Source organism: Nocardia sp. NPDC055029, assembly GCF_053608525.1.
This window is the reverse complement of sequence record NZ_JBSGVQ010000011.1, coordinates 71844-83814: the sequence shown is the minus strand read 5'-3', so window position 1 is coordinate 83814 and position 11971 is coordinate 71844. Positions and strand designations below refer to the sequence as shown.

General features: G+C 68.8%; 9 protein-coding genes and 1 pseudogene. 7 read left to right on the top strand and 3 right to left on the bottom strand.

Features of this window, described 5'->3' with window-relative positions:
- Positions 1–86: 86 nt before the first annotated feature.
- Complete coding sequence (locus ACWF9G_RS13010) at positions 87–1442, bottom strand: hypothetical protein (RefSeq protein ID WP_379306830.1); 1356 nt, start codon at positions 1440–1442, stop codon at positions 87–89.
- Between the two features lie 227 nt (positions 1443–1669).
- On the opposite strand from ACWF9G_RS13010, the gene ACWF9G_RS13005 reads away from it, so the two are divergent.
- On the top strand, positions 1670–3358 hold the full coding sequence (locus ACWF9G_RS13005) for a serine/threonine-protein kinase (protein WP_452515341.1): 1689 nt from the start codon (positions 1670–1672) through the stop codon (positions 3356–3358).
- A gap of 297 nt (positions 3359–3655) precedes the next feature.
- Here ACWF9G_RS13005 and ACWF9G_RS13000 read toward each other — a convergent pair whose 3' ends face one another.
- Complete coding sequence (locus tag ACWF9G_RS13000) at positions 3656–4267, bottom strand: TetR/AcrR family transcriptional regulator (RefSeq protein ID WP_379306826.1); 612 nt, start codon at positions 4265–4267, stop codon at positions 3656–3658.
- 84 nt (positions 4268–4351) lie between these two features.
- Between ACWF9G_RS13000 and ACWF9G_RS12995 the strand changes: the two genes are divergently transcribed.
- The 4 genes from ACWF9G_RS12995 to lon all read left to right on the top strand — a co-directional run bounded on the left by ACWF9G_RS12995 (position 4352) and on the right by lon (position 8951).
- Entirely contained in the window at positions 4352–5128 is a 777-nt protein-coding gene (locus ACWF9G_RS12995) for an Rv1157c family protein (protein WP_379306824.1), read from the top strand.
- Positions 5129–5157: 29 nt separating this feature from the next.
- Positions 5158–5328, top strand: coding sequence for a DUF2613 domain-containing protein (locus tag ACWF9G_RS12990; protein WP_189031615.1), 171 nt, complete (start codon positions 5158–5160; stop codon positions 5326–5328).
- Positions 5325–6398 carry a DUF3068 domain-containing protein gene (locus ACWF9G_RS12985; protein ID WP_379306822.1) on the top strand — a complete coding sequence of 358 codons (1074 nt, stop codon included), beginning with the start codon at positions 5325–5327 and terminating at the stop codon, positions 6396–6398. The genes ACWF9G_RS12990 and ACWF9G_RS12985 overlap by 4 nt, the downstream gene beginning before the upstream one ends.
- A gap of 144 nt (positions 6399–6542) precedes the next feature.
- Positions 6543–8951: an endopeptidase La gene (gene lon, locus ACWF9G_RS12980; RefSeq protein WP_452515338.1), complete on the top strand. Its 2409-nt coding sequence runs from the start codon at positions 6543–6545 to the stop codon at positions 8949–8951.
- Between the two features lie 282 nt (positions 8952–9233).
- On the opposite strand, the pseudogene ACWF9G_RS12975 reads toward lon, so the two are convergent.
- A pseudogene (locus ACWF9G_RS12975) lies at positions 9234–9641 on the bottom strand (PaaI family thioesterase); the annotation flags it as partial.
- 148 nt (positions 9642–9789) lie between these two features.
- Here ACWF9G_RS12975 and ACWF9G_RS12970 point away from each other — a divergent pair.
- Both ACWF9G_RS12970 and ACWF9G_RS12965 read left to right on the top strand, forming a co-directional pair.
- The gene (locus tag ACWF9G_RS12970) at positions 9790–10866 is read left to right on the top strand and encodes a DNA polymerase IV (protein ID WP_452515337.1); all 1077 of its coding nucleotides are present in this window, start codon (positions 9790–9792) and stop codon (positions 10864–10866) included.
- An 87-nt stretch (positions 10867–10953) separates the two neighbouring features.
- Complete coding sequence (locus ACWF9G_RS12965) at positions 10954–11949, top strand: acrylyl-CoA reductase family protein (protein ID WP_452515335.1); 996 nt, start codon at positions 10954–10956, stop codon at positions 11947–11949.
- The last annotated feature ends 22 nt before the right edge of the window (positions 11950–11971 follow it).

The following is an 11971-nucleotide window of genomic DNA, read 5'->3' as shown; positions in this document are numbered from 1 at the left end:
TGGCGCGGCCCGGTACGGGTGCGCCTCGTCACCAAGAATCTCAGCGGCCCGAGAAAAATGCAAGCACGCGTGCTTGTTATTTGCCGCTACCAGCCGAAGGTGAGCAGGTGGATCGCGCCGACTACGACACCGAGCACACCACCGTGCACGTACAGCAGCCACGCGTCCTGCTCCACCGCGGCGTAGAACATCTCCATGAACTCGCCCGGCGTGAGTTTCTGCAGCTTGCGATCGGCGAACTCGTCGATCTTCTTCGCCTGCTCCAGCACGAACTTCTCGTCGTCGACCATTTCCGGCGCGAGGCTCATGCCTGCGCCCGCGCCGGAGATGGCGAGGTTGTCGTACCCTTTCCGCCCGATCGCCGCGCGCACCATGAACGCGGTCGGGCCGAGCTGGTGCTGGATCTCCTCGGCGACGACCCGCTCGATCAACTGCTTGGTCTTGTCGCCGTTCGGCCCATCGAGCAGCTCGTTGGACAGGTTCTCCACGGTCAGCACCTGGTAGGCCAGGATGTGCGCGAGGTCGGTCGCCGCCTGCGGCTGCCGCTTGGCCAGCAGGGCTTGGCGCCACAGGTACTTGTAGCGCGGCTGCGGGTCGCCCGGCTCGAACACCATCTTGATCGCGATGACGTTCACGATGACGCCGATCGCGGCCGAGGCCAGCAGCACGATCACCCACGCGGGCACCAGCCCCCAGTACGGGATCTGCGAGTGCACGTGCAGGTACAGCGCCAGCACCAGTCCGAACGGCGCGCCGAGCAGGCCGATCCGGGCCATGAACTTCAGTTCCGGCGCGGCGATGGTGGTGGTGAGGTCCTTGAGAATGGTCGGGTTCTTCTCCAGGTACCTGATCACGAAGTTCTTGACGTCGAGCAGCTGGTCGATGTTGTCGCCCAGGCTCGCGAACGCGCGCCGGCCCAGCGCGGGCAGCTGCCGGTCGACCCGCTGGTAGACGGCCTGCTTCACCGGCCGCGGCAGCGAGCGCCACAGATCGGGATTCTCCCGGTACATGATCTCGTCGACGATCGGTCGCACCTGGTCGCGGGCCCGTTCGGCGAGATAGTCGCCGATGCCGTCCAGATCGAGTTCATGGATGAAATCGCGCGGGCTGCCGATGCGCATCAGCGCCTTGTCGACGCAGATACTCGCCATCTTCTCGGCGCGGGCGGGGATGAAGCCCTGGAAACCGAGCCTGCGCCCGTCGCCGGAGAAGGTCGGCAGCACCTGGACCCGGCGCGGCAGATACGGGTACAGGACGTGCAGCATCGGTACCCGGAAGCCCTTGAAATGCAGCGGCCAGAAGAGCATGAGCACGCCGGTCCAGTTGGTGAGCCAGCCCGCCACCGCGCAGAAGATCGGGAAGCTCACCAGTTCGACCACGAATTTCGACTGCCCCGTCAGCTCTTCCCAATCGATGAAGAGTCCGGAGGCCAGTGTGGTCATCGAGGAGCCCCCTAGTGCTGACGCGCGAAGAACGTGAAGAACGTGAGAATAAGGCAATCACATTCTGACCGGTCTCGATGGGGTACGGCGTCGCGACCCCGTTTGCCGAGGCGGCCGACGCCCGATCTTCCGCGCCCGATGGACCTGGTCACGAGCCCAGTTCGTCGTCTGATCGTGCGGCTAGAGTGACCGGGCAGGCACGCGCTCATGTTCGGAGGGGACCGGTGGTGGAACAGGTATCCGCGGTGCAACCCCTCGGCGGCGACGATCCACGCCAGATCGGGGCGTACCGGCTGCTCGGCGTCCTCGGCGCCGGTGGCATGGGCAAGGTATATCTGGGCCGCAATGCGGGCGGGCGCACCGTCGCGGTGAAGGTGATCCGGCCGGATCTGCTGGGCGACACCGAGTTCCGGGTCAGGTTCCGCCGGGAGGTGGCCGCCGCGGGCCGGGTCGGCGGGGCGTTCACCGCGCCCGTGCTCGACGCCGATGTCGATGCCGATCCACCATGGCTGGCCACCGGTTACGTTGCCGGTCTTGCGCTCTCGGACGCGGTGGCCCGGTTCGGTCCCTTCGCCGAACCGTCGCTGCTCGCCCTTGGCCACGGGTTGGCCGAAGCGCTCGTCGCGATTCACGGTGCGGGCGTGGTGCATCGCGATCTGAAGCCGTCGAATGTACTGCTGGCCGTCGACGGACCCAAGGTGGTCGACTTCGGTATCGCGCGAGCGGTCGAGGACACCGCGCTCACCACCACCGGAAAGGTCATCGGCTCACCGGGTTTCATGTGCCCGGAGCAGGTCACCGGCGAACCGCTCGGGCCCGCGTGCGATGTGTTCGCGCTCGGTGGTGTGCTGACCTTCGCCGCATCAGGGCACGGACCGTTCGGCTCCGCCGAGATCGTGCAGATGCTGTGGCGGATCGTTTATGAGGAGCCGCGCCTGGAGGGCCTGCCACCGTCGCTGCGCCCGCTGGTCGCGGCCTGCGTCGCCAAGGACGCAGCGGCAAGGCCAACACCGCGGGAAGTACTGGCCGAGCTCGCCGGAATCGGCAGGCCCGAGCGATCGGGGTGGCTGCCGCCCGCGGTGCTCGAAGAGGTCAGCATGCGCGCGGTGCGCCTGCTCGACCTGGATTCCGGCCCGGCAGGCCTCGGCACGCCGGATGCCTCGATGCCGAACTGGGCTGCCACCGGCAGGCACACCGGCGGCCATACGCCGCCTCCTGGCACTCCCCTGCCTGCCGCGAACGTCGGCGGGTACACCCCCGCGCCATATTCGACTGCCGGTCGGCCGGTCGGCGGAGCCGGTGATCCCACCATGACGCCGACAGCCTGGCACCTGGCGACCCGTCCGGACGCCGTCTCGGGACCGCATCCGGTCCTGCCCGAGCGCTCGGCCCCGCGCCGCACCCGCCCTCTCCTCGTGGCCGCGGCGGTCACTGTCGCGGTGGCTGTCGCGGCGGGTGCGTTCCTGATCGGCGTCCAGTTGCGCGGCGAGCCCGATGCGGGCGGCGTTGCCATCTCGACGCCGGTCGCCGTGGACACGGACGCGCCGACCGCCACCGGTGCACCGGCCACCACCGTCCCCAGCGCCTTCGTCGGGAGCTGGCAGGGGCAGGCGTCGGACGGTCCGGTGCGCTTCGCGATCGAGCTGACCATCGGCAACGGCAAGGTCGGGCAGAAGGTGGCCACCGCGTCGAACACCGGGATGATCTCCGGTGAGCGCTGCGAGCGATCGGAGATCCTGGTCGAGGCCACCACCGACCGCCTCGTCCTGCGGGCGAAGCTGACCGGCAAGAGCGCGAGCGGCTGTCTCGACGAGGGCGCGACATCGACGGTCACTCTGCGGCCGGACGGCACCCTCGCCTACAGCACGCCGGGCGCGCTCGGCGGCAGCATCGCGGGCGTGCTGCGGAAGTCCTGATCGCCGGTTGCCGGTCGATTGCCGGACACGTACCGCCGGGTGTGAAACGGCGAACCGGACACCCCGCGCGGCCGGTGGTGGTTCACTACCACCACGAGCTTGTTTGGACCCGTGACCAGCACATCTCCCCAGGTGATGTCGATCGCAAAGTTTCAGCCGTTGCGATCTGGGTCACTACTATGCCAGACTCTCGTCCCACACTGTGAAGCCGTCCGGTCTCACAATGTCCGGAGAGGGAGTGGGTTGAGCAAGCGGCAAGTGCGTGAAGTTGCCACTCTCCCGGCGATGGCGCGGAAATCAGTCCTGATCGACCAGCGAGAGCGCTGCGGCGGTCAGCAGGTCGACCAGCTCGCCGACCGGCGGACGCGAAGCGAGCAGCAGCCATTCGTGCGCGACACCGTTGACCGCGCCGGTGAGCAGGCCCGTGGCGAGCTGCGCGTCGCCGCGCAGCCGGACGCCCTTGCCTGCCAGCGCGGTCTCGATCAGCGCCGACCAGGCGTGGCGCCGCTCCCGGCGATGGTTCTCCATCCGATCGCTGACCCCGATCACCTCGATCAGCGCCACCTGCGCGCGGTACGGGTCGGAGCCGAGCGATTCCAGGTAGGCGGCCAGGCCCGCGCGCAGCGCGGCCTCCGGGTCGGAGTGGTCGATCACCGCCGTGGCGACCGCGGCCGCCGCGTCGTCCTGGATGCGGTCGTAGGCCGCGATGAGCACGTCCTCGCGGGTCTCGAACTCCTCGTAGAACTGCCGCTTGGACAGCCCGGCCGCCGCGCACACCTCGGCGAGCGAGCACGTGACGTACCCGCGTTCGGCGAAGATTCGCGTCGCTGCTTCCAGGAACCGCTGGCGCCGTTCGGCTTTACGCGCGACGACTGTACGACCCCCATACCGCCTGTCCGCTGTAGTCACCTCTCCAATGTATATGAAACCCGGGATCACACTTACCCTTCCGGGCTGCTCCAACCAATCCCCACAAAGAAGGACGGCTGACCAGTGCTGCGCACCCGAGGCTCGCGGACCGCATTGTCCGCTCTCGTACTAGCGGTGAGTGCCTCACTCGCCGCACCGGCATCGACCATGGCTGCCCCGCGGCCTGCGGCTCAGCCGAGCGTCCCGGCGATCGCGGAGAACGTTCCCTCCGAGACGCTGGCCGCGCTGGCACCGTCGATCGTAAGCGCCATCTCCGCTCCCGCCCCCATCGCCGACGGCGCGCAGGCCGCGATCCTGGCCCAGGCGCGCGTGCTGCTCGCTACGCCGGGCATCCCCGCGCAGGTCAAGTCGACGCTCGAGCGGGTCATCACCTTCCTCGACGGCAGTGGTGGCGGTGGCCCCGAGCTCCCGCCGTCCGACGGGCCGCGGATCGCGCAATTCCTCTACCCGACCATCGGCAAGGGCTGCATCGGCCCGACCTCCGATTCCGTCGGCACCGCGCTGGCCGTACCCGGCCCGGCCGAGCTGCCGCCGCCGGGACCCGCCGCGGGCCAGACCGGTTTCGTCTTCACCGCGCTGGGTACCAAAACGCCTACCGTCGCGCAGAACCCGCCGATGACGGTGCAGTGGGTCAACCTCGACAACCGGCGCACCGGCAACCAGCCGCTCACCACCGCGGCCGGAATCAACCCGGACGGACCGGCCACCCTGTCCGCCATCGCCGACACCGGTTCGGGCCGGGTCGCCGCGGTGATCACCGGTTCGCTCACCACGACCACCGCCGACGGTGACCGGACCTGCTCGTTCGCCCCGACCATCGGGTTCTTCTCCGTCGCTTGAGCCGACGCCGGATATTGGAGTTTCGATCTATGAAGTTTGCCGTCCCCGGCCTGATCAGCGGTCTGGCCGGCGCGATCCTCGGGGTGATTGCCGTGCTCGGCATCACCGCAGGCGCGCAACAGAATTCGATCCCAGCACCCGAGACCACCGCTGACCCGGGCTCGTCTGTGCTCGGCAACGTGCAGTACGGCAGCCGATGAACAGCGGGCGCAGGATAATCGCCTGCATTCTCGTCGGACTCGGCGCGCTGCTGCTCGCCGCCGCCGTCATGATTCCCACCTACACCGTCGGCAAGGTCGCCAAGACCCCGCTGGATCTGCGGATCACCACGATTGCCAAGAATGTGCCGGGCGAGGAAAGCCTTGTGCTGGACGCGAGGTCGCTGACTTCGCCGGAGGGCTCGGCCAAGGTCGACAAGAACGTCCCCGTCGTCTCGCAGCGCTTCCTGACCGTCGAGGAGCCCTCTGGCTCCGACGAGATGACGGTCCAGGCCGGCCAGACCCTGCGTCGTGACGACCGCGACGGCGACACCGGCATCCTGACGGCCTCGATCGACCGGGTCACCATCGACCGCGTGACGGGTCAGCCCGTCGACGCTTCGCCCAACGGTTCGCTCGCGGTCACCGTCGACAGGTCGGGCGCCTCGGTGGCCGACGCCCTGACCCGTCAGGGTCTGCAGTACCGCTTCCCGATCGGCACCGAGAAGAAGTCGTACCCCTACTTCGACACCAACGCCCGCTCGACCCGGCCCATCGACTTCGTCGAGGAAGCCGAGATCAACGGCGTGCCGGTCTACCACTTCCGGCAGACCATCCCGGTGACGAACATGAACGACGTGGTCCCCGCCGCGACCAACAAGCTCACCCTCCCCGCCGCCAAGTGGGGCCTCGAGGGCGACGAGCCGGTCACGATGACCCGCTTCTACACCAACACCCGCGACCTGTGGGTCGAGCCGCGGACCGGCGCGGTCCTCAAGGGCGGCGAGTCCATCCACCTCTACTACGGCCGCAGCGCCAACCAGGTCGATGTCACCGCCCTGAAGTCGCACCTGGTCTTCGACGAGGAGACCATCGACTCGCAGATGGCCGTCACCCAGGAGAGCCTCGACAGGCTCGACCTGTTCGGCAAGACCCTGCCGATCATCCTGGGCATCCTCGCCGCGATCCTGCTCATCGCGGGCGCCGTCCTCGGCGTCATGAGCGCAGGCGGTTCCACCGCGCGTCGCACCTACGACCCGCCCACCGAACAGCTCCGCTCCACGAACCTCTAGCTCGGTTCCCCTGCACAGCGCGGCCTCCCCGGATCACCCGGGGAGGCCGTGTTGCGTTCGCCGTCGGTGAACGACCGGCCCGGCAGGAACAAACCGGTGGGGCGGTGGGTTGAGTCAGCAAAGCTCAACTTTGGAAGGGTCGACATGACTACAGCTCAGAACCTGCCGGTGCTGTTCCTCACCGATCCGATCGTGCTGCCGGGCATGGTCGTGCCCATCGAATTGGACGAGTCGGCGCAGGCCGCCATCGACGCCGCGCAGGCCGGGAAGACCGGTGCCGTGCTCGTCGCGCCGCGGCTGGACGAGGGGTACGCCTCCTACGGCGTCGTCGCCTCGATCGAGCAGGTCGGGCGCATGCGCGGTGGCGCTCCCGCCGCCGTGCTCAAGGCCGAGCGCAGGGCGCGGATCGGGCACGGCGTGACCGGGCCCGGCGCCGCCCTGTGGGTGGAGGCCGAGGTCGTCGAGGAGGTGGCGGCCGACGCACGGACCACCGAACTGGCCGCCGAATACAAGAAGCTGGTCGTCGCGGTGCTGCAGCGCCGCGAGGCGTGGCAGATCATCGACATCGTCAACCAGCTCGACAATCCGGACGCCATCGCCGACACGGCCGGTTACGCGCCGTACCTGTCCGACGAGCAGAAGCGCGAGCTGCTGGAGACCCCGGACGTCGCCGTCCGGCTGACCAAGCAGATCGAGTGGATCACAGACCACATCGCCGAGGTCGAGGTCACCGACAAGATCTCCGAGGATGTCCGCGAGGGCATGGAGAAGAGCCAGCGCGAGTTCCTGCTGCGTCAGCAGCTCAACGCCATCCGCAAGGAACTCGGCGAGGACGAACCCGACGGCGCCGACGACTACCGCACCCGCGTGGAGAACGCCGACCTGCCCGAGAACGTACGCGCCGAGGCGCTGCGCGAGGTCGGCAGGCTGGAGCGCGCCAGCGATCAGAGCCCCGAATCGGGCTGGATCCGCACCTGGCTCGACACCGTGCTCGACCTGCCGTGGACGGTGAAAACCGAAGACAGCACCGATGTCCCGGCCGCGCGTGCCGTGCTCGACGCCGATCACCACGGCCTGGACGAGGTGAAGGACCGCATGGTCGAGTACCTGGCGGTGCGTGCGCGCCGGGCCTCGCGCGGGCTCGATGTCGTCGGCGGACGTGGCTCGGGCGCGGTGCTCGTGCTGGTCGGTCCGCCCGGTGTCGGCAAGACCTCGCTGGGTGAATCGGTCGCGAAGGCGCTGGGCCGCAAGTTCGTTCGCGTCGCCCTCGGCGGCGTGCGCGACGAGGCCGAGATCCGCGGCCACCGCCGCACCTACGTCGGCGCGCTGCCCGGCCGGATCGTGCGTGCGGTGAAGGAGGCGGGTTCGATGAATCCCGTTGTCCTGCTGGACGAGATCGACAAGGTCGGCTCCGACTTCCGCGGTGATCCGGCGGCGGCGCTGCTCGAGGTCCTCGACCCCGCGCAGAACCACACCTTCCGCGACCACTACCTGGATCTGGACCTCGACCTGTCGAACGTGCTGTTCATCGCGACGGCCAATGTCATGGACACCATCCCCGGCCCGCTGCTCGACCGGATGGAGCTCATCACCGTCGACGGCTACACCGAGGCCGACAAGGTGGCCATCGCCCGCGACTTCCTGGTGCCTCGGCAGCTGGAACGCAATGCCCTGACCGCGCAGGAGGTCTCGATCACCGATGCGGCCCTGCGCGAGATCGCGGCGAACTTCACCAGGGAAGCCGGTGTGCGCCAGATGGAGCGGCTGGTCGCCAAGGCGCTGCGCAAGGCGGCGACCAAGCTGTCCGGAGGTGACGCGCCCGCTTCGGGCGCCGACGTGATCGACATCGGTCTCGGCTACGATCCGTCGCTCGGATACGACAGCGCGGCAACGGGTCTGACCGTCGACGTCGACAACCTGACCGACTACCTGGGCCGTCCCCGGTTCACCCCGGACTCGGTGGAACGCACCGCGGTTCCCGGCGTGGCGACCGGCCTCGCGGTCACCGGTGCAGGCGGCGATGTCCTCTACATCGAGGCCAATGCCGCCGAGGGCGAGCGTTCGCTCACCCTCACCGGCCAGCTCGGCGACGTCATGAAGGAGTCGGCGCAGATCGCCCTCACCTACGTGCGCTCGCACCTGGAGGAGATCGGCATCGAACCGAAGGTCCTCGACCGCAATATCCACATCCACTTCCCTGCGGGTGCGGTGCCCAAGGACGGACCGTCGGCGGGCGTCACCATGGTGACCGCCCTGGTGTCGCTGGCCCTGGATCGCCAGGTGCGCGGTGATGTCGGCATGACCGGTGAGGTCACGCTGAACGGCCGTGTCCTGCCGATCGGCGGCGTAAAGCAGAAGCTGCTCGCCGCCCAGCGAGCGGGCCTGAAGACGGTCTTCATCCCGGCCCGCAACGAACCGGACCTCGACGAGGTCCCGGCGGAAGTGCTGGCCGCCCTGGATGTCCGTCCCGTCGCCGACGTGGCCGAGATCCTGGCCTACGCCATCGAGCCGATCGCCGAGCCTGCGGCCGAGAAGCTGGCGTACACGGCCTAGATCGTCACACTGGCGTAATCGTGCATTTCGCGTCTCCGCGGTCAGATATCTGACTGCAGCGAGCCGGATTGCACGATTACGCCAGTAGCTCTACCGGCTGACCGTGGGCGGCAACTGCGGCGCTTCGTCCGGACTGACGGTGATGACCGGCAGCTGATCGGTCTCGAAGCTGTCCTGCTCCTCCCCGAACTCGTCGTCGAAGTCGGCGTCGTCGTCGAATTCCGGGTCTTCGTCGGCGTCGGCCGCCGCGGACGGGGCGAGATCCTTCTCCACGCGTCGGGTCGTTCCCTGCGCGACCGCGCACAGGATCGGCTCCTCGCCCTCGGTCTCGGCGTAGACATCGCAGTGGGTGACCGCCTGACGGCGGGTGGCGCCGAGGACGGTGGCGTGGATGCGCAGCCGCTCGCCCATGGCCGGGCGCAGGTAGGTGATGGTGAAGCCGCCGGTCAGGACGTTGGGGCCGAGGACGGTGCCCGCGGCGAAGGTCAGCGCGTTGTCCGCCGCGTAGGCGAGCACCCCACCGTGCACGAAACCGAACTGCTGACCGTGTTCAGGCTGGATCTCGATGACCAGCGTGGCCGCACCGTCCCCGAATTCGGTCAGTTCGGTGCCGACGAGGCGCGCGAACGGCTGCGCGGCTAATACCTGGCGGGCCAGGTCGAGGTCGAGGGTGGTGGCTTCGGTCGGCATCGGGTGTTCCGTTCTTCGAGCTCTGTCGTGACATCGGTTGGCGCGCTACGGATATTGCCATCCGGCCGGTGCGGCGATTACCCCAGTGCCGCACCCGTCAGCGCCAGGTTGCGGCGGTTTGTCGGTACCGTGCGGTAATACTTCAACCGTGCCCCAGTGGCTGCTGCATGTCGATCTCGACCAGTTCCAGGCGGCGGTGGAATTCCGGCGTCGCCCTGAGCTGCGCGGACAGCCGGTCATCGTCGGCGGTACCGGCGATCCCGACCAGCCGCGCAAGGTCGTCACCTGCGCGTCCTACCCGGCCAGGGCCTACGGCCTGCGCGCCGGCATGCCGTTGAAGATGGCGCAGCGCAAGTGCCCCGACGGTGTGTTCCTGCCGGTGGACATGGCCGCCTACGAGGAAGCCTCCGACGAGATCATGGCGACCCTTGGCCGGGTGGCCGGCGCGGTCGAGGTGTGGGGCATGGACGAGGCGTTCGTCGCCACCGACGGCGACCCATGGCCGCTGGCCGCCGAAATCCGCAGCGCCGTCGTCGAACTCGGTCTGACCTGCTCGGTCGGCATCGGCGACAACAAGCTCACCGCGAAACTGGCCACCGGTTTCGCCAAGTCGGCGGGCAAGTCCTCCGCCGAGCCCGAACACGACCCCGGCGCCGCGGCCGGCGTCTTCGAGCTGACCGCGGCCAACTGGACCGAGCTGATGGGTCATCGCCCCACCGACGCGCTGTGGGGTGTCGGCGCCAAAATCGCGCATCGAATGGCCGCCCTCGGTATCGCCACCGTCGCCGACCTGATGGCCGCCGACCGGCAGCGCCTCGCCGCCGAATTCGGTCCCAACACCGGGCCCTACCTGTGGGTCCTCGGCCACGGCAAAGGCGACACCGAGCTCACGACCACCCCGCGAATCCCGGTGGGCCGCAGCAAGTCCGAGACCTTCCCACACGATCTCACCGAGCCGGAGGAGATCCGCCGGGAAGTGGCGAGACTGGCCACCGAGGTCGCCGAGGAGATGATCGAGCATCAGCGGATCAGCACCCGCGTCTCGGTCACCGTCCGCACCAAAACCTTCTACACCCGCAGCAAGCAGCGGAAACTCCCCGCGCCGACGGACGACATCCCCACCATCGTCGACACCGCCCTGGCGATCATCGACCGCTTCGACCTCGACCGCCCGGTCCGCCTCCTCGGCGTTCGCCTCGAACTCCTCCCGCCCGAGCAGCCCTGACCACCCCGAGCCCACCCCGACTCGTGATCGCCTGTCCAGGAAGTTTTGGTCTGCCCGTGGGCTGGTTCGCCTCGTATGCTCTGAGCCATGGATTACTCCGCGATGGTTGCCCGGGAGAACGACGGCCAGATCGTGCTCGCTCGTGAGCAGGTCGGGGACGATTTCCTCGGCGCAGGCGAGGTGACGATCAAGGTCCACTACTCGAGTGCCAACTACAAGGATCTCCTCGCGATCACCCCGCGCGGCGGCGTGGTGCGCAATTACCCGATCGTGCCCGGTATCGACCTCACCGGTGAGGTGGTCGCGTGCGAGACCGACGACTTCGCCCCCGGCGACCAGGTGATCGCGCACGGCTATGAAATCGGCGTCGCCCGCAACGGTGGCTTCGCCGAATACGCCAGGGTGCCCGCCGAATGGGTGGTGCGCCTTGACGGCCTCGACACCCGCGACGCCGCCACCATCGGCACCGCGGGCTTCACCGCGGCGATGAGTGTGCAGGCCCTGCTCGACCGTGGCCTCACCCCCGACGACGGCGCGGTCCTGGTCACCGGTGCGACCGGTGGTGTCGGCACGGTCGCCATCGACATCCTCTCCGGCCTCGGCTTCGAGGTCATCGCCTCCACCGGCAAGACCGACGCGGGCGACCTGCTCGCCGAGCTCGGCGCCAACGAGGTCATCGGCAGGCTCCCGCTCGATCAGGACGCCAAGCCGCGCCCCCTCAACAAAGCGTTCTGGGCGGCCGCGGTCGACAGTGTCGGCGGCGCGTCGCTGGCCCACGTGCTGAGCTCCATCGGCTACGGCGGCGCGGTCGCGGCGAGCGGCCTCACCGGCGGCGCCGAACTGCCCGCCACCGTGCTGCCCTTCATCCTGCGCGGTGTCAGCCTGCTCGGCATCGACTCCGTCTTCCTGCCGATCGAGAAGCGGCGGGCCCTGTGGTCGAGGCTGGGTAAAGAGCTTCGCCCGCAGCATCTCTCGGCGATCGAGTCGTTCGCCCCGATCACCGAGGTCGGCCGGGTCCTGCAGTCGATCAAGGACGGCAGCCACTCCGGGCGCACCGTCATCGGGGTCGCCGGCGAGTTCTGACCGGCTCCACAGCCCACTGTTC